Origin of the sequence: Amphritea sp., assembly GCF_050300915.1 — a bacterium.
Taxonomy (GTDB): Bacteria; Pseudomonadota; Gammaproteobacteria; order Pseudomonadales; family Balneatricaceae; genus Amphritea.
On the sequence record NZ_JBNKYN010000056.1, the window covers coordinates 1 to 17,986 of the forward strand.

Annotated in this window: 15 protein-coding genes; 3 read left to right on the top strand and 12 right to left on the bottom strand. The window is 51.6% G+C overall.

What is annotated here, in order from left to right; all coding sequences use genetic code 11:
* From ACQY8X_RS14390 to ACQY8X_RS14435, 10 genes are all read right to left on the bottom strand, one after another.
* Positions 1-247 (bottom strand): hypothetical protein (locus ACQY8X_RS14390; RefSeq protein ID WP_428035834.1); only part of this gene is annotated, 247 nt, incomplete at its 3' end.
* A 269-nt stretch (positions 248-516) separates the two neighbouring features.
* Entirely contained in the window at positions 517-1,647 is a 1,131-nt protein-coding gene (locus ACQY8X_RS14395) for a GlxA family transcriptional regulator (protein WP_428035835.1), read from the bottom strand.
* A gap of 176 nt (positions 1,648-1,823) precedes the next feature.
* Positions 1,824-3,203, bottom strand: a complete 1,380-nt coding sequence (locus ACQY8X_RS14400) for an L-serine ammonia-lyase (protein ID WP_428035836.1) — start codon at positions 3,201-3,203, stop codon at positions 1,824-1,826.
* Positions 3,204-3,441: 238 nt separating this feature from the next.
* On the bottom strand, positions 3,442-4,314 hold the full coding sequence (gene purU / locus ACQY8X_RS14405) for a formyltetrahydrofolate deformylase (protein ID WP_428035837.1): 873 nt from the start codon (positions 4,312-4,314) through the stop codon (positions 3,442-3,444).
* A gap of 137 nt (positions 4,315-4,451) precedes the next feature.
* Positions 4,452-5,123 carry a sarcosine oxidase subunit gamma gene (locus ACQY8X_RS14410; RefSeq protein ID WP_428035838.1) on the bottom strand — a complete coding sequence of 224 codons (672 nt, stop codon included), beginning with the start codon at positions 5,121-5,123 and terminating at the stop codon, positions 4,452-4,454.
* Positions 5,116-8,133, bottom strand: a complete 3,018-nt coding sequence (locus ACQY8X_RS14415; protein ID WP_428035839.1) for a sarcosine oxidase subunit alpha family protein — start codon at positions 8,131-8,133, stop codon at positions 5,116-5,118. The genes ACQY8X_RS14410 and ACQY8X_RS14415 overlap by 8 nt, the downstream gene beginning before the upstream one ends.
* A 13-nt stretch (positions 8,134-8,146) precedes the next feature.
* Positions 8,147-8,431, bottom strand: coding sequence for a sarcosine oxidase subunit delta (locus ACQY8X_RS14420; RefSeq protein WP_428035840.1), 285 nt, complete (start codon positions 8,429-8,431; stop codon positions 8,147-8,149).
* A 15-nt stretch (positions 8,432-8,446) separates the two neighbouring features.
* Positions 8,447-9,700, bottom strand: a complete 1,254-nt coding sequence (locus ACQY8X_RS14425; protein WP_428035841.1) for a sarcosine oxidase subunit beta family protein — start codon at positions 9,698-9,700, stop codon at positions 8,447-8,449.
* A 101-nt stretch (positions 9,701-9,801) separates the two neighbouring features.
* On the bottom strand, positions 9,802-11,064 hold the full coding sequence (gene glyA / locus ACQY8X_RS14430; RefSeq protein ID WP_428035842.1) for a serine hydroxymethyltransferase: 1,263 nt from the start codon (positions 11,062-11,064) through the stop codon (positions 9,802-9,804).
* A 332-nt stretch (positions 11,065-11,396) separates the two neighbouring features.
* A complete protein-coding gene (locus ACQY8X_RS14435) occupies positions 11,397-12,566 on the bottom strand; it encodes an MFS transporter (protein ID WP_428035843.1) in 1,170 nt (389 codons plus the stop codon).
* Positions 12,567-12,738: 172 nt separating this feature from the next.
* Here ACQY8X_RS14435 and ACQY8X_RS14440 point away from each other — a divergent pair, with 172 nt between their 5' ends.
* Entirely contained in the window at positions 12,739-13,599 is an 861-nt protein-coding gene (locus ACQY8X_RS14440) for a LysR family transcriptional regulator (RefSeq protein ID WP_428035844.1), read from the top strand.
* 55 nt (positions 13,600-13,654) lie between these two features.
* Here the strand turns inward: ACQY8X_RS14440 and ACQY8X_RS14445 are convergent, their stop codons facing one another.
* Both ACQY8X_RS14445 and ACQY8X_RS14450 read right to left on the bottom strand, forming a co-directional pair.
* Entirely contained in the window at positions 13,655-13,987 is a 333-nt protein-coding gene (locus tag ACQY8X_RS14445; protein ID WP_428035845.1) for an AzlD domain-containing protein, read from the bottom strand.
* A complete protein-coding gene (locus ACQY8X_RS14450; RefSeq protein ID WP_428035846.1) occupies positions 13,980-14,687 on the bottom strand; it encodes an AzlC family ABC transporter permease in 708 nt (235 codons plus the stop codon). The genes ACQY8X_RS14445 and ACQY8X_RS14450 overlap by 8 nt, the downstream gene beginning before the upstream one ends.
* A gap of 250 nt (positions 14,688-14,937) precedes the next feature.
* On the opposite strand from ACQY8X_RS14450, the gene ACQY8X_RS14455 reads away from it, so the two are divergent.
* Both ACQY8X_RS14455 and betB read left to right on the top strand, forming a co-directional pair.
* Positions 14,938-15,984, top strand: a complete 1,047-nt coding sequence (locus tag ACQY8X_RS14455; protein WP_428035847.1) for a GlxA family transcriptional regulator — start codon at positions 14,938-14,940, stop codon at positions 15,982-15,984.
* A 543-nt stretch (positions 15,985-16,527) separates the two neighbouring features.
* The gene (gene betB / locus ACQY8X_RS14460; RefSeq protein ID WP_428035848.1) at positions 16,528-17,985 is read left to right on the top strand and encodes a betaine-aldehyde dehydrogenase; all 1,458 of its coding nucleotides are present in this window, start codon (positions 16,528-16,530) and stop codon (positions 17,983-17,985) included.
* Position 17,986 lies beyond the last annotated feature (1 nt).

Sequence of the window (17,986 nt, forward strand, 5' to 3'; positions counted from 1 at the left end):
TGAAGGCTGTAATCTCATCGATGGCTTCCCTTGAATCACCAATATCATTGTATCTGGCCGAAGTTAAAACAGCTCCCTCTGATAGACTCTTTTGCTCAATATTGCCAGACATCATAATTGGTTTATTGCCGCTCACGACCTCATAAAACAACGTTTCTTCGCTGAGACTACTCGTAATATTAATTGGCTTTGCATTAGTGCATCCCACCAACCAGATAAAGCATAACGCTAACACTACGATTTTCATGCAATCAGTTCCTTTGCCTAGCACCTACAGAAGAAGTGCTTTCCATACATTACCTGAGAGTTTATCTCAACGTTTGTTTCCGGGTTATTAATCAGTAAGTCTATCGCAGACATTACAACACTTATTTGATGATTTCTATCTGGAGCATTGATCCTGGCAAAAGAGTGAAAAATGCCTAACCCCGGCAGAATTAAACTCAAAGCCACCGAGCAATAACGCTAGCAGGACTAATCAATACTACATCTTACTTTTCAGGAAGTTAAACAGCTTTATCTATCCCGCTTACTCTTAAGCGTAATCGAGCCAAAAGTTGATTCTGTTTTGGCCTCGCTAAAGGCTTCTCTTGAAACAAACTCTTTTGTATCGGGTATTGGTGGAGGTGTGACTAGCAGCGGATCTCTTTCGCCATCAAACAGCTCCTCTGCGCCATCCTGGTTCGCCACTAAGCGTTCATCACGGGGAGGAATTCCCATCTGCTCTCGATAGCATTTGCTAAAATGGGGACTGGAGACGAAACCACAGGCAGCGGCGATATCGATAATCGACATAGAGGTTTGTTTTAGTAGTTGCCGCGCTCTGAGCAATCTCAGGCGAAGATAGTAACGCGAGGGAGAGCACTCAAGATATTTCTGAAACAGCCGCTCCATCTGTCGCCGGGACAGATCGACATAGCGGGCCAGCTCATCCATCTCGATGACCTCTTCTATATTGGCTTCCATCAACGCCACGATCTCTAACAGTTTTGGCTGGGTAGTGCCCAGCACATGTCGCAGCGGGACTTTTTGCTGATCACTCTCATCGCGGATACGGTCACAGATAAACATCTCTGAGATCGCCGTAGAGAGCTGATAGCCATGTTCCAGTTTGATCATATTGAGCATCATATCCAGCGGCACAGTGCCCCCGGTACAGGTCATCCGATTGCGATCAAAGCTGAACAGGCGGTTGGAGCATTTAACCCGCGGAAACGCTTCCTGCAGTGCGGCAAGGTATTCCCAGTGGGTACTGCACTCATAGCCCTCCAGAAGCCCAGCGGCCGCCAGCAGATAGGCTCCGGTACACAGCGCACCGAGTTTACACCCTTTGCGCTCCATCTCCTGCATCCAGGCGATATGGCTACGATCATAGGCTTTGGTGATATTCAGCCCCCCCGCAACGATGACGGTATCCAACTGGGGGCAGCTGACGGTACTGGCGTCCGGGGTTATGGTAATGCCATCACTGGCACTAACCGGCTGACCATCCAATGTCACGGTGTACCAGTAGTACAGTTCTTCGCCACTAAGCTGATTCGCCATCCGCAACGCTTCAACCGCAGAGGCCAGGGATATCAGGGTAAAATTATTGAGTAACAAAAAACCGATAGTACGCGGCCGGACGGCGTTAATCCCATTTGTCATACATAAACCCGTGCCCACACCGCACTCCCTGCGTTATTGAAAGGCTGTTAATTGGTATTCAAACAGCGGCTCAGAATCACTCTCCTACTCGATCATCACGCCGCTGTTCAGAACCGCAGATTCAAACAAAATCTTAAACTGAACCCATTATAACAAGGACAGACACGCTAGCAAGATCAACACTCTATCGCATTTACCGCAAGGCCTCCGCGGGAAGTTTCTTTATATTTATCCTGCATATCCATACCGGTATCACGCATGGTTCTGATCACCTTATCCAGTGAGATAAAATGTTTACCGTCGCCGCGCAGCGCCATCTGCGTGGCATTAATTGCTTTCATCGCACCGATGGCGTTGCGTTCAATACAGGGCACCTGCACCAAACCACCGACAGGATCACAGGTAAGTCCGAGGTTATGCTCAAGGCCGATTTCAGCGGCGTTTTCAACCTGCTCAGGAGTGCCGCCCAGCACTTCACACAGCCCCGCAGCCGCCATGGCACAGGCGGAACCCACCTCCCCCTGACAGCCCACTTCAGCGCCGGAAATAGAAGCGTTTTTCTTACACAGGGCGCCAATTGCAGCCGCCGCCAGCAGGAAATCTACCACGTTCTCCTCGGTCGCATTCGGGGTGAACTCGGTGTAATACATCAATACAGCGGGAATAATACCCGCCGCGCCGTTAGTTGGTGCGGTAACCATCCGCCCACCAGCAGCATTTTCTTCATTCACAGCCAGCGCATACAGGTTCACCCAATCCATCGCTCCGAGTGTGGAGGAGATAATATTGGGCTTGGTTGAACGGATCAGGGACTTGTGCAACCCCATTGCACGCCGTTTGACATGTAAGCCACCCGGTAGTATTCCCTCAGTATGCAGGCCGTTCGCGATACACTCTTTCATCGCGGCCCAGATGTCCATCAGGCCATCACGAATCTCGCGCTCACTGCGCCAAACCTTTTCATTCTCCATCATCAGCTGGCTGACGCTGAATTTGTTCTCCTCGCAAAGTTTCAGCAGTTCAACCGCATTATTAAAGTCATAGGGCAACTCAACCTGCGGTACCAGGTGCGCATCAGCAGTCGCCTCACTTTCATCAATAACAAAGCCACCACCGATGGAGTAATAGACATTGCCATATAGCAGTTTACCCGCGGTATCGAAAGCACTCAGACGCATCGCATTCGGATGGTAGGGAAGGTTTTCCTCCAGCAGATTCATATCCCGCTGCCAGATAAACCCGATTGGGAACTGCCCCAACAAATTGAGGGTGTTGCTCTCTTTTACTGCGGCAACCGCAGGCAAAATTATCTGTGGGTCAATGCTATGGGGTCGCTCCCCCATCAGGCCGACAATAACGGAGTTATCAGTTCCGTGCCCCACGCCTGTGGCGCTCAGAGAACCATACAGATCAACCTGGATCTGCTCCACCGCTTGCGCCAAACCATGTTGTGCCAGATGATCCGCAAAATTGGCCGCTGCCACCATCGGGCCAACGGTATGGGAACTGGACGGACCGACGCCTACTTTAAAAAGATCAAAAACAGAGATAGACATAGAGTCTCCACCGCGCCGTCAGGGCGCAGAAATGTGTACGAAAAACCGATTATCTGCTGATATAAGTGTAGCTGTATGTCAGTTTACGACCTGAAATTTTCTTAAAACGTTTTTATACCGGCGCCAGGCGTAAATAGTAAAGCTAACCAGGAAAGAAAAGGAGGTCGGTCAGGATGAGCCACACACTACATACCTCTCTGGAAAGAAGTAATCCCGACTAACCTCAAAAAAGGTAAAATTAACTGGAGAAAACTACGGTCCGCCCACCATTGAGAAACACCCGCTTATCGATGTGATAACGGATCGCATTAAACAGGGTAACCCGCTCAACATCCTGCCCCTTGGAGATCAGGTCTTCGGGATAGAAGGCATGATCTACGGTCTGAATGCCCTGAGTGATAATAGGCCCCTCATCCAGATCATTATTCACATAGTGCGCGGTAGCCCCGACCATCTTCACCCCTTTCTCCCAGGCCTGGTGATACGGTCTGGCACCTTTAAAGCCCGGCAACAGAGAGTGGTGAATATTGATCGCCTTACCGTTCAGCTGATTACACATCCATGGCGACAGCACCTGCATATAGCGGGCTAACACCACCAGTTCGATATCGTACTGCTCCAGTAGCTTAACGATCTCGGCTTCCTGATAGGGTTTGGTCTCCGGGGTAATCGGCAGATGGTAGTAAGGGATGCCATGCCATTCAGCCAGATGTTCCAGGTCCGGATGGTTGGAGATGATCACCGGCACCTCAATATTTAACTGGCCTGTACGGTAGCGGTACAGTAAGTCATTAAGGCAGTGATCATACTTGGACACCAGAATCGCCACCCGTGGTCGGTGATCCGGTTTAGTCAGATCCCATTCCATGCCGAATTCAGCGGCACGCGGGGCAAATTCAGCATCAAATTTTTCTGCTGAAAAGCCATCGTTAATCGGCTGAAACTCTATACGGATAAAGAAACGTTTTGACACCCGGTCATCAAATGAGTGGATCTCGTCCACATAGTTACCCGCTTCAGCCATATAGCGGGTGACCACATCAACAGTTCCCAGCATACTCGGACAGCTGGCGGTAAAAATCCAGGGCTTTGGTTTTGTTATATCTGTCATTTGAGAACTCCTGCGTTAACTTTTGTACTGAGTTATGTGTAACCGGCTCAGCATTCAGTCGCAGCAAACGGATAAGCCAGCTCAGATCAGAGCTGGCTTATGTTAGTTACAACCGTTCGGTTGGCCAGAATGATTGATCAAGCATCAATCACCAGACCAAACTCGCGACTAGCGTCTTGCAACCAGAGCCAGAGGTAGTCCGCGAACGAACGACGGATGACCAGCTCAAAACGCTGTTCTCCAGTACGGCGAATGGTCGCGGTGCTCTTGGCAAATAGTGTCGAAACCACCTTCCCCACCGGAAACTCCTTCAGATGAAGGTCCACAGGCGTCGACTTTTTCAGCACCTCTACCACATTTGCACCGGACAGTTCGAGCACTGTCGAACCGCCACTGCTGTTTACCAGCGAGTAGTGGCCCGGCATCTCATCGCGGAACTTCGTTTCAATATCAAAGGTTTCCATCCCCGGCACCAGAATCAGCCACTCATCCGGCGACATCCAACGGATCGAGTAAGCATCGTTTTCAACCGAGGTAAGCGGCTGAAGCGGCAAAGCCAGCCCCAGCACCCGCTCAACGGCAGCCAGTTGCTCGGCGTTTTCCGCATTACATCGCAGGGTCAGATGCCCCAGCAACTTCAGTTCGCGCAGGTGCACACCGCCGGTTTTAGGACCGTTCTGTGCAAGGCTTTCCAGCTCCGCATGGTGCAGCGGAGACTGCCCCTGAATCTCGGCTCCAGGAACCTGATTCATCACAGCCGCTTTAGTGGCTGCACTCTCTTCAGGAGTCATTACATTCAGATCAGACATTTTGACGCTCCCCTTTCGGATCAAAGAAGATCGGGCTGCAAATTTCAGCTTCAATCACAGTGCCATCAGCCTGTGGGTAGTAAACGGTTTCACCCATCTTATCCAGGCCGCCTTTAATAAAGCCCATCGCAATCGAGTGGCCCAGGTTTTCACTCCAGTAACTGGAGGTCACATGACCTTCTAGTGGCATCGGAACCGGTCCCTTAGGATCAAGCACCGCCTGAGAACCTTCCGGAATCACCTGCTTAGGATCTTTAGTTTTCAGACCGACCATCTGCTTACGGTTTTCACGGGTACAGTCACTCCGGTTCATACCGCGCTTACCGATGTAACTGAACGGTTTCTGGTTAGAGACACACCAGCCCATACCCAGGTCGTAAGGATGTACCGAACCATCAGTGTCCTGACCGGCGATAATGAAACCTTTTTCTGCCCGCAGAATATGCATGGTTTCAGTACCATATGGCGTCAGACCATATTTAGCCCCCGCTTCATGCAGTTTTTCCCAGACATGCATACCGTAGTTTGCCTGTACGTTGATCTCGAACGACAGTTCACCGGTGAAAGAGATCCGGAACACTCGGGCAGGCACACCAGCCACGGTGATCTGTTTCCAGTCCATGTAGCTGAAGTTCTCATTGCTGACATCAGCATCAGTCAGCTCAGCCAGCAACTTACGGCTGTTCGGCCCGGTAATCGTCGCTGTCGACCAGTGATCGGTCACCGTATTGAAATACACTTCCAGTTCCGGCCACTCAGTCTGATGGTAGATTTCCAGCCACTCATAGACATGTGCTGCACCACCGGTTGTGGTGGTCATGACAAAGTGGTTCTCGCCCAGACAGGCAGTTACACCATCATCAAACACCATGCCGTCTTCGCCACACATCAGGCCATAACGACACTTACCTACCGCCAGCTTGGCCCAGGCATTGGTATAAACCCGGCCCAGGAATTCACGGGCATCTTTACCCTGAATATCGATCTTACCCAGTGTTGATGCATCCAGAATACCGACGGAATTTCGAACCGCCAGACACTCACGATTCAGCGTCTGCTGCATGGTTTCGCCTGCTTTCGGGAAGTACCATGGACGTTTCCACTGACCAACATCCTCAAACTCTGCACCGTGCTCAACATGCCACTTGTGCATCGCAGTAAAACGCTTCGGCTCAAACAGAGCACCACTGTGGCTGCCCGCAATAGCACCAAAAGCAACCGGCGTGTAGTTCGGCCGGAAAACCGTGGTGCCGGTCTCAGGAATGGACTGGTTCAGCGCTTTCGCTGCCACCGCCATACCATTAATGTTACCCAGCTTACCCTGATCGGTACCAAAACCCATCGCGGTGTAACGCTTAACGTGTTCAATCGCTTCAAAGCCTTCACGGCACGCAATCTCGATACCCGCAGCCGTCACATCGGTCTGATAATCGACAAACTGTTTCGGTGCCTGTGACGTTGGCTTCAGATGCGGAATATGGAACAGGCTCATTGGCGCTGCCACTTTAAGCATCTGCGCTTGCGGCAGAACCACTTCTGCGGCTGCCAGACCCACTTCAACCAACGCTTTCTGACCGGCGTCAAAACCCTCTCTCAAGGCAGCAGCAGTCTCATACTGACCGTTGATACCGCCAGCAGTCAGCTGCTTCTGTACCGTCTCGCCTGGCAGGAAGCCAACAATCTCATCATTCCAGACCGGACGACTGCCGGTGTGACAGGACAGGTGAATCACCGGGCTCCAGCCACCGGAAGAGGCAACCGTATCGGCTTTGAATTTAGTCACCGAACCGATCACTTTAGAGCCTGACGCACTGATCGCCGCCACAGACACACCCGTGACCCGTTTGCTGCCCTGCACTTCAATTACCGCAGAACCGGAGATAATATTCAGGCCACGCTTGCGCGCCGCTTCGGTGCGGTCACCGACCGCCGCTTCACGGGTATCGACGATAGCCACGACCTTACGACCCGCATCCGCCCAGTCCAGCGCTGCCTGATAGCCGTAGTCGTTGGTGGTCATCACCACCAGTTCATTTCCCGGAACAACACCGTAGCGGTTGATGTAAGCAGACACTGCACCCGATAGCATACAGCCCGGCACATCGTTATTCCCGTAAACCAGTGGACGCTCATGAGCGCCGGTTGCCAGCACAACCCACTTGGCACGCACCCGGTGTATCCGCTGCCGCACCTGATTAACCGGCGCAATATCCGCCAGATGATCAGTACAACGTTCATGAATCGTGAGGAAGTTATGATCGTGATAGCCGTTCACGGTTGAACGCGGCAGCATCAGCACATCGTCATAGGTGCCCAGCTCTTCCACGACAGCGCGTACCCACTCAGCGGCAGGCTTGCCATCCAGTGTTTCTTTGCCATTCAGCAGGCTGCCACCAAACTCATTCTGCTCGTCGGCAATAATCACACGGGCGCCACCACGGGCAGCCGTCAGTGCCGCTGCAAGACCGGCAGGACCTGCACCCACAATCATCACATCACAGTGCTGATTAATAGAGTCATAACGATCTGGATCAGTTTCCCGGGGTGCACGTCCCAGACCGGCAGCCTTACGGATCACTGCTTCGTAGGTGTGCCACATCGACTGTGGAAACATAAAGGTTTTGTAATAGAAACCCGGTGGCATCATATTGCCGCCGACTTTACCCATCAGGCCCATGACGTCAGTATCAACACTTGGCCAGCCATTGGTTGAAGCCGACACCAGACCATCAAACAACTCTTGCTGAGTGGCACGTACGTTAGGCACCTGAGTCGCTTCAGTCGCGCCCAGCTGCAGCACCGCATTCGGCTCCTCTGCACCACAGGCGATAATACCCCGCGGACGGCTGTACTTAAAACTTCTGGCAACAACGTTGATGCCATTTGCCAGCATCGCAGATGCCAGCGTATCGCCCTGAAAACCTTTATACTGCTTACCGTTATAGGTAAACGTCAGCGGCTTGGAACGGTCAATTCGACCTCCGCTGGTGAGGCGGTTCTGTTGTGTCATTATTCCGCTCCTGTTACTCAGCCACTACAGATGGCTGCTCGCCGATCTTGTAGACTTCTTTGATTTCATAGGTCTGGGTGTCGCGGGTCATATTGAAGAACTTACGACAACCGGCTGCGTGTACCCACAGTTCATGGTGAAGACCACGAGGGTTCTTCCGGAAAAACAGATATTCGCCCCACTCCTGATCGGAGCAGGCTTCCGGGTCCAGTGGACGCGCTATATGCGCCTGACCAACGCAGTGAAACTCTTCTTCTTCGCGATATTCCGCACAGTGCGGGCAGTAGATATGCAACATGTTAATTAGCCCCTGTTAATGTGCTACACCGGCAGCGCCGTGTTCATCGATCAGTGCACCGGTATGGAAGCGCTTTATAGAGAAAGGCTCGGCAACCGGATGAGGTTTGCCATGTGCCAGCGTATGCGCGAACAGGTTACCGGAGCCCGGAGTCCCCTTAAATCCACCCGTACCCCAGCCGCAGTTGAAGAACAGGTTCTTCACCGGTGTCTCAGAAATAATCGGACTGGCATCAGGGCAAGCGTCAACAATACCACCCCACTGACGGTTCATGCGTACGCGGCTGGTGCACGGGAACATCTCAACAATCGCCTGAAGCGTATGCTCGATAATGCCGTAAGAGCCACGCTGGCCGTAACCAACCCAGCCATCAATACCGGCACCAATGACCAGGTCACCTTTATCTGACTGGCTCATGTAACCGTGTACATGGTTAGACATCACAACCGTATCCAGGAAAGGCTTGATCGGTTCAGATACCAACGCCTGTAGCGGGTGGGATTCAACCGGCAGTTGGAAACCGGCCATCTTAGCCAGCACGCCACTGTTACCGGCGACTACGCAACCTACACGATCAGCCTTGAGGACACCGTACTGCTTGGTTTTAACACCCGTAATTTTACCGTCGCTGATCTCCATATCGATGACTTCGCAGTTTTGGATCAGATCAACACCCAGCGCATCGGCCGCACGGGCAAAACCCCAGGCCACGGCATCGTGACGGGCGTTACCGGCACGACGCTGCACAGACGCTCCCATAATCGGGTAGCGGGCATTCTTAGAACAGTCGAGGGATGGAATCTCTTTCTGCAGCTGTTCGGCATCAACCATTTCGTTGTCGATACCCTGCAACCGGTTGGCGGAAACCAGACGTTCGTTGGCACGCATATCCTGCAATGTGTGACAGGTATGGTATACGCCACGCTGGGAGAACATAACGTTGTAGTTCAGTTCCTGCGCCAGCCCTTCCCACAGTTTCATGGAATGCTCGTACAGAGCAGCGGACTCGTCCCACAGGTAGTTTGAACGCACAATAGTGGTGTTACGAGCAATGTTACCACCAGCCAGATGCCCCTTTTCCAGCACAGCCACGTTGGTGATACCGTGTTCTTTCGCCAGATAGTATGCAGTAGCCAGACCATGGCCACCACCACCGATGATAATCACATCGTACTTCTTCTTCGGCGTAGGGTTACGCCAGACACGCTGCCAGTTCTCGTGATGACTCAGACTGTGCTTCAACAGCCCGAAACCAGAATATTGCTGCATATCATCAGCTCCAAAAATAGGGGCAACCATCGATAACTGGCTGCCGGGTGTTTAAATAAGAGTTATCTGTCTTCCAGAGACGTGATGTTCGTCTAAAGAGCTCAGCCGTATACAGGGTAGTTAGCACACAGCGCTTTAACCTGCTGCTGCACTTCAGCGATCTTCGCTTCCAGCGCTTCAGGCTGATTCAGCACATCCAGCAGATCCGCGATCCAGCCCGCCAGAGTGCGACACTGTTCTTCTTTAAAGCCTCGGGTAGTCACAACCGGAGAACCGATACGCAGACCAGAGGTAACAAACGGAGACTGAGGGTCGCCCGGTACCGCATTCTTGTTAACCGTAATGTTAGCGCGACCCAGAGCAGCATCTGCATCTTTACCGGTCAGCCCCTGTTTGATCAGACTGAGCAGGAACAGGTGGTTTTTAGTACCGCCGGAAACGATCTCAAAGCCACGCTCAACCAGCACTTCAGCCATCGCATTAGCATTCTTCACAACCTGCGTCTGATACGCTTTAAATTCAGGTTCCAGCGCTTCTTTGAAGGCAACGGCTTTAGCTGCGATCACATGCATCAGCGGACCACCCTGACCACCTGGGAATACAGCAGAGTTCAGCTTCTTCTCCAGCTCGTTATCACGGGAGATAATCAGACCACCACGCGGACCACGCAGAGTTTTATGAGTCGTTGTAGTGACAACATCAGCGAAAGGCACAGGGTTAGGATAAAGACCCGCAGCTACCAGACCAGCAACGTGAGCCATATCCACAAACAGATAAGCACCAACTTTATCAGCGATTTCGCGGAAGCGAGCCCAGTCAACAATCTGAGAGTAAGCAGAGAAACCTGCAACGATCATTTTAGGCTTGTGTTCAACCGCCAGCGCTTCAACCTGATCGTAATCGATCTCGCCGGTGGCTTCGTTCAGACCGTACTGAACCGCCTTATAGATCTTGCCGGAAAAGTTCACGTGAGAACCGTGGGTCAGGTGACCACCATGGGCCAGGCTCATCCCCAGAACAGTGTCACCCGGCTCACACAGCGCCATGTAAACAGCCGCATTTGCCTGAGAACCGGAGTGTGGCTGCACGTTGGCATACTCAGCACCAAACAGCTCTTTAGCCCGATCCAGCGCCAGCTGCTCAACCACATCAACATATTCACAACCGCCGTAATAACGCTTTTCCGGATAACCTTCGGCGTATTTATTAGTCAGTACAGATCCCTGCGCCTGCATCACCCGTGGACTGGTATAGTTCTCAGAAGCGATCAGCTCGATATGCTCTTCCTGACGCACCTCTTCTTTGCAGATCGCATTCCACAAAACATCATCATATCCTTGGATCAGGTCTTCTTTCTTAAACATCTGTACCTCCGCGCCAAAACCGGGTCCGGCGTGTCATCTCAGTTATCGTTATCTTTGTTGGTTACCTGCACCGGGAAACATAGATGCGCCCGTTCAGGTTTCTTGATATTGATAGTAGCGGGTCTGATAAACAGCCCTATGCTCGAACACGCCGGGAGTATGTCCAAATACGACAGAGGTAAGAGAAGTTACTTTAAACAACATAGGCGCCGGAGGGGCCAGTGTTATTGACTAATTGAAATCATTCAGATCGAACGCCATTTTGTTAAATAGTCAGGAGTCACTCTCAAACAGGACTGAATATCTGCAGAGCGGCTTTATCACTGAAGCTCTTATTCGACTGCAACTCGCTTTTTTAGCTGGATCACATTCACTCCTAAGACACAGCCTAGCCCCGCCATTAATAGTGCCAAAAAATAGTACCCCGACTGAGGATCTAATACCTCTCCAACCCATCCGATAACGAGAGGGCCAGCGAAAAAACCAATACCCCATGACAGGTAATAAGCAGCAGAAACAGACGCCTTTAATGAACAGGGAACACTCTCATTGAGATGGGCCATAGAGGACACGCCGAAGACACCGAGGCCGACACTTGCGAACGTTAAAGGTGCATATATCCAGGGATGCGGCAACGAAACAGATAAAACGATACCGATGTCGGCAATACCGAGCCCGGCAAGCATAAACAGCGTTCGGCCATAGCGATCAGACAGTGGACCCGCAATCAGCTGAGAAACGCTGATGGCGACATAAAACAGCGCAAAGAAGACTCCGACAGAGCGGCTGTCAAAACCTTTAAACAACACCAGATAGGCAGGTAATACACTGATAAAACTACCGTAAGCTGCGCCATACAGCAGTATACCAATCAGTGTTAGTTGTGGGTCTCTTAACCGGAGCAACGCCAACAGCGCCCGTAATCCAGGCTCCTGCTTCACCCCGGCTCGCGATGCAGAGGCCGGAAGAAACTGAAACGTCACCATCCCGGCGACCAGACAGAGGCCTGCAAATATAAGAAATGGCAAATGACTGGCAGCTGATGGAAAAAAGCAGATTCCCAATAACGGCCCTAATGTCAGCCCTGCATGAATGGCAGCATTATAGATACCGATCACCCGCCCCTTTGCATCCGGGTAGGCAAGCGAAAGCAGAGCCGGACCAAGCGCCCAGACAGGCGCTTCACCCGCTCCCTGAATCAGGCGGCCAAGTAAGATCATTTCCGGTGTCTCAGCATAATAAAAGATTAAACCTGACATAAAACAGAGTATGTAACCGGATACCAGAAAAGGCTTTACCCCCAACCTGTCTGCCATTCTGCCCATCGGTAGCTGAAAAATGATGTATGACAACGCAAACATCGAAGCGATATAGCCAACACTCTGCATCGATCCGGAAAGTGCAATCATGCGCTGGGGTAACAGAGGAACAATCATCCCAACACCGACCATCAGCAAGGAGGCCGCCAGACTCACTACAATTAAAAACCGGTACTGCGACATGATGCCCCCATCTGACCTATTAACCTGCGATATCCACAACATGAACTGATTGCGGGTGATCACCCGAATGAAAAGTCGGAATGACACGATGGCGAGAGTATGTACTTACCAAAACCATTCGAAAAGCGCATAATTCAGATAGACACCATTAGAAAATCGAATAGCTTTGAGTATGATGAATTATCAGGATCTTCAGATTGACTGGCTAAAGTGTTTTGTCGCTGTCGTGAATGCCGGCTCTTTATCGAATGCGGCACCAGAGGTAAACCGCTCCCAGTCTGCCGTGAGCATGCAACTCAAGAAACTTGAAGCCGCCTTAGGGTGTCAGCTTTTAGTCAGGGGACCTCGCGAGCACCAACTCACCGCTGAAGGCTTAACGCTGCTGGGTTATGCCCGTCAGATTCTCGATCTGCACGCCGAAACCCAGGCGGTTTTCCATGGGGAAGCATTAACGGGCAAGATTCGACTTGGAGTACCGGACGATTACGCACAACAATATATGACGCCCGTCCTTAAACGGTTCGCACCCCGTCACGGGGCGATCGACATTGAACTGTTCTGCGAGCAATCAACAGCACTTATTCCCCGGGTTGAAAGTGGTGATCTTGACCTCGCGCTGATCTCCCGCGACACATCTAAAAGAGGCACCCTACTGTTTCATGAACCGCTGGTATGGGTAGGCTCGCCGCAGTTTGACGTGTGGAAACGTGACCCGCTACCGATCGCCGTCTATGAAAATAGCAGTCTTGCAAAGCGCAGCGCGATTAACTCACTGGCCCTGCAGGGACGCCGGTATAAAGTGATCTATAACAGCCCCAGCCTGGCAGGACAGATTGCTGCGGTTGAAAGTGGTCTGGCCATAGCCGTGCTGACCCAATGCAGTGTCCCCAACCATCTGGAGATACTGGGTAGCGAACATCAGCTAGGCCCGCTTGAACCCATGGAAGTGGCGGTGTACCGGAGCAACGCCTCGCAGGATTCACCAGCCGTCGATAGCCTGCACACTCTGTTAATCAAAACCCTGAGAAGTTGAGCCGTTTTCTGAGAGAAGCGTTAGACAGCGTGGGTAAAGCGGGAACAGGCAACCTCTAGCTGCTGATAAACCGCAACAGCCAGAGACACAGCATGCCGCCCATCACCGGCCAGAACACACTACGGCTGAATTTAGCGATCAGAATCGCCACCAGGGCCGCCAGCAACTGAAAATAATCAACCTGATATGCTGTCAGTGGCCGGGTAAAAATGACTGCGGGAATACACAGCGCCGCCAGAATCGCCGGGGGCAGTAACATCAGAATATGCTTGCTGCGCTGAATCAGCGCTTCGGTGCTGCCATGAAACTGAATAAACGACAGCCGTATCAGAAAGGTGCCCAGCCCGACGGCAAAAAACAGTAACCAGAGCTGCAGATTCTCACTCATCAGAGGACGCCCCCTTCTTCAGCAACCCGGGCAACAGCAGACCAGCAGAGACACCGGCCACCACTGCCACAATAAACCCGGTATTAAAAGGTAACTGTTGAAACAGCACCGCACAACTACCGGAAATAACCGCTACCATAAACAACAACCGACTGGTGATAGTAGTCACCAGCATCGCCAGAAAGGCCAGCGGGATGGTGAACTCCAGCGACCAGCCCGGCGGAATCCCGGCACCCAGCACTATCCCCAGCATAACCGAGATCATCCAGGTGACATACAAGCCCAGCGCCACCCCCGCCAGATACCAGACCCGTTCTGCCGCGGTCTTTTGCATCTGTGCGGGCATCGAACAGAGCCCGTAGGCCTGATCAGACAACATATAGGCCAGGGTAAAACGATAGCGTTTAGGCAGTGGTCCCAACAACGGCGCAAAGGTGGCACTGTAGATGCAAAACCGCAGATTGATCACCATCGTGGTCGCCAGAATAATAACGAACGGCGCGTTGTCCTGAATCAGAGAGAAAGCAGCAAGCTGAGCAGATCCGGCAAAAAACAGCGCCGTCATCCCCATCACCATTTCCGGGCTCATCCCCAGCGATATGCCGGTTGCCCCAACAATCATTCCAAACGGAGCTGCCCCTGATATCAGAGGCAACAGATCCCTGGCACCCAGCCAGAACTGCTGACGATAGTCCTTCAATTAATTTTTCCTTACGACAAACACAGAACCCAGGCCCTGTCATTAACGTTTATAAAACAGCATAAAGACATTGAGCTACTGAAAAAATCAGAGGTAACACCCGATAATAAATCTTCAGGCAGAGAACATAACAGCAGATACTTATAGCGGCAACGTTGTACACTTAGCTTTTCAGGGATATTGTTCAACCTTTTGAAACACACCCTACCAGTTCAGCTCAACTGTATAGCCCGATAATCAGAGATTCAACATGCACGACACCGCCAAAAAACGTGATTTCAGCTCAGTCATGCGCAGCAGTAACAGCCGCTATCTGTCTGCTGGAGGCGCACCGGATAAGCCGGTCAAAGTCGGGTTTGTGTTGCTGGAACATTTCTCGATGATGGCCTTCACTGCAGCGGTTGATGCGCTGGTCACCACTAATCTGGTACGCACCGCTCCACTGTTCGAACATATTATTCTCGGGGTAGATTCACGCAAAGTACTCAGCGATCTGGGTATTGAGATCGCCACTAATACCACGCTGGAACACTTTACCATTGAGCACCGTGGCAACATTGATATTCTGATTGTCTGCGGTGGCTTTCGTTGTGAGCTGAACGAAAACCCGCAACTGACCGAAACCCTCAAAGCCGCCGATAAACTCGGTCTGACCCTTGGTGGCATCTGGAATGGCAGTGTCGCTATCGCTTATGCCGGCCTGTTGGATAATCAGCGCTGCGCGGCCCATCCGGATAATCATGCATTTATCCGCGAGCAGTTTCCCCGGGTTGAAGTGGCTGATACTGCCCTGGTCATCACCGAGCGCTGTGTTACCTGTGCAGGCCCGGTGAGTGCACTGGAGATGATGTTAACCCTGATCCGCAAAGAGTATGGCGGCGATATTGTGCGGGCAATCCGTGAAATTCTCAGCTGCGATCAGGTTGCTGAAAGCGGCGGCAAAATGAAATTACAGGCCGGTGACGATCCTACCCACCCGGAGAATCTCCGCTCCCTGATGCAGCTGATGAGCAACAATATTGAAGAACCTTTAACCCTGGAAGAACTGACCGCCCACGTCGGCGTCTCCCGGCGGCAGATGGAGCGGCTGTTTCAGAGCCATCTGGAAACCAGCCCTTCACGCTATTATCTGGAATTGCGCATCACCCATGCCCGGCGTCTGCTGCTGCAAACCAATGAAACCATCACCAACGTCGCCCTGGCAAGCGGCTTCGTCAGCACCAGTCACTTCAGCAACTGTTATAAAGATTATTTTGGTCTGTCACCCAGCGCGGCACGACAGAAACAGCACAGCTGAAATCCAACTGCAGCACTTAAGTCACTTGCTGCCTGACTCTTTGATGCTTTCATTCTGCCAGTGATAACCCCTTAATATACGCCGGGATTAGCTGAACCAGAAACGACAATCAACACTATCAACAACGTTTCAGGGCGACATTCCCGGCCTATTCACGTCAACTAATTATCTTTTTACGACACGTTTCCTCTTAAAAACAACGCTTAAACCCAAAACCTCAAAAAAAATTTAACTCTTTATAATCAATCATTTATAAAGAAACAAAAAAGAATTCACGAAATACTCACGCTGACACAGCGGTAACTTCAAACACTTACGTTCTAAAAACGACAAATTTCATTTTTGACATTTGTGCAAGAAATAGCCAGTATTATTTTTAATTAAACGATCAATTAATAAAAAATTTTCTGGCTAAGCTAACCCTGTAATGCTCAGTAACGGCACCTTTAATCAGCCTTTAGTTAGCGTCAGTTGAATACAAATATCGATGCCGGGTTGCTTCTCTTTGAACAACAGGCAACAAAAAATGCGGGACGAATACCTATGCAAACAGCTCTATATATCAATGGTCGTTATCAGAATGCCTCCTCCGGTGAGACATTTTCCAGCGTAAACCCAGCCACCGGCGAAGTAATTGCAGAAGTACAACAAGCATCTCTGGCGGATGTCGATCTGGCTGTCGCGGCGGCTAAAGAGGGCTTTAAGGTCTGGTCTGCGATGAGTGGGGCCGAACGGGGCCGGATTCTGATGCGGGCGGTTGCCATCCTGCGTGAACGTAATGATGAACTGGCGCTGCTGGAAGTGCTGGACACCGGTAAACCGCTACAGGAAGCCAACTGCGTTGATATCGCCACCGGCGCCGATGTAATCGAGTACTACGCCGGTCTGGCGGCAACCATTCATGGACAACAGCAGGATCTCGGCGGTACTAACTTCTTTTATAGCCGTCGCGAACCCCTCGGCATCTGCGCCGGTATCGGTGCCTGGAACTACCCGATTCAGATCGCTATGTGGAAATCCGGCCCCGCTCTGGCAGCCGGTAACTGCATGATATTCAAACCTTCAGAAGAAACCCCACTGAGCGTACTTAAGCTGGCAGAGATCTTCACTGAAGCGGGTCTGCCGGATGGTGTATTCAACGTTGTGCAGGGCGACTATCGTGTTGGCCAGGCACTGTCCCGTCACCCGGAGATCGCCAAAGTGTCGTTTACCGGCGAGTGTGGCACCGGCAAAAAGGTGATGGCCGATGCCGCCGGATCGTTAAAAGAGGTCACAATGGAGCTGGGGGGCAAGTCACCACTGATCATCTTCGGTGATGCCAATCTTGAAAATGCGGTCGCGGGTGCCATGCTGGCTAACTTCTATACTCAGGGAGAGGTCTGCACCAACGGTACCCGGGTGTTCGTCCACGACAGCATCTACGATGAGTTTGTGCGCAGAGTCGCCGAGCGTACTGAACGGATGATCATTGGCGACCCAACGGATCTGAATACTCAGGTTGGGGCGTTAATATCAGTCAAACATATGGAAAAAGTCCTTGGCTTCATTGAAGCGGCTAAAGCAGCAGGTGCCCGTCTGGTCTGTGGTGGTGAGCGGGCGTTTGAAAACGGTCTGGATAAAGGCTGTTTTGTAAAACCAACCGTCTTTGCCGATTGCACTGACGAGATGCCTAACGTCAAAGAGGAGATCTTTGGACCGGTGATGTCAATTCTGCGTTTTAGTGACGAAGCGGAGGTTATCCAGCGGGCCAACGATAGCGAATATGGACTGGCAGCTGGCGTGTTCTCAACTGATTTCTCCCGCGCACACCGGGTGATAGCCCGCCTCCAGGCGGGCATCTGCTGGATCAACACCTGGGGGGCATCTCCTGCAGAGATGCCGGTCGGCGGTTATAAGCAATCAGGTGTTGGCCGGGAAAACGGTATTGAAACACTTAATCACTACACCCAGATCAAGAGCGTCTATGTCGAACTGGGTGATGTTGCCTGTCCTTACGAATAAC

Excerpts from the sequence above, each read along its gene's own strand:
- ACQY8X_RS14440 (WP_428035844.1), top strand. The coding sequence starts at position 12,739 with ATGATGAATTATCAGGATCTTCAGATTGACTGGCTAAAGTGTTTTGTC.
- glyA (WP_428035842.1), bottom strand. The coding sequence starts at position 11,064 with ATGTTTAAGAAAGAAGACCTGATCCAAGGATATGATGATGTTTTGTGG.
- ACQY8X_RS14420 (WP_428035840.1), bottom strand. The coding sequence starts at position 8,431 with ATGTTGCATATCTACTGCCCGCACTGTGCGGAATATCGCGAAGAAGAA.
- ACQY8X_RS14410 (WP_428035838.1), bottom strand. The coding sequence starts at position 5,123 with ATGTCTGATCTGAATGTAATGACTCCTGAAGAGAGTGCAGCCACTAAA.
- betB (WP_428035848.1), top strand. The coding sequence starts at position 16,528 with ATGCAAACAGCTCTATATATCAATGGTCGTTATCAGAATGCCTCCTCC.
- ACQY8X_RS14425 (WP_428035841.1), bottom strand. The coding sequence starts at position 9,700 with ATGCAGCAATATTCTGGTTTCGGGCTGTTGAAGCACAGTCTGAGTCAT.
- ACQY8X_RS14400 (WP_428035836.1), bottom strand. The coding sequence starts at position 3,203 with ATGTCTATCTCTGTTTTTGATCTTTTTAAAGTAGGCGTCGGTCCGTCC.
- purU (WP_428035837.1), bottom strand. The coding sequence starts at position 4,314 with ATGACAGATATAACAAAACCAAAGCCCTGGATTTTTACCGCCAGCTGT.
- ACQY8X_RS14455 (WP_428035847.1), top strand. The coding sequence starts at position 14,938 with ATGCACGACACCGCCAAAAAACGTGATTTCAGCTCAGTCATGCGCAGC.
- ACQY8X_RS14395 (WP_428035835.1), bottom strand. The coding sequence starts at position 1,647 with ATGACAAATGGGATTAACGCCGTCCGGCCGCGTACTATCGGTTTTTTG.
- ACQY8X_RS14445 (WP_428035845.1), bottom strand. The coding sequence starts at position 13,987 with ATGAGTGAGAATCTGCAGCTCTGGTTACTGTTTTTTGCCGTCGGGCTG.
- ACQY8X_RS14435 (WP_428035843.1), bottom strand. The coding sequence starts at position 12,566 with ATGTCGCAGTACCGGTTTTTAATTGTAGTGAGTCTGGCGGCCTCCTTG.
- ACQY8X_RS14415 (WP_428035839.1), bottom strand. The coding sequence starts at position 8,133 with ATGACACAACAGAACCGCCTCACCAGCGGAGGTCGAATTGACCGTTCC.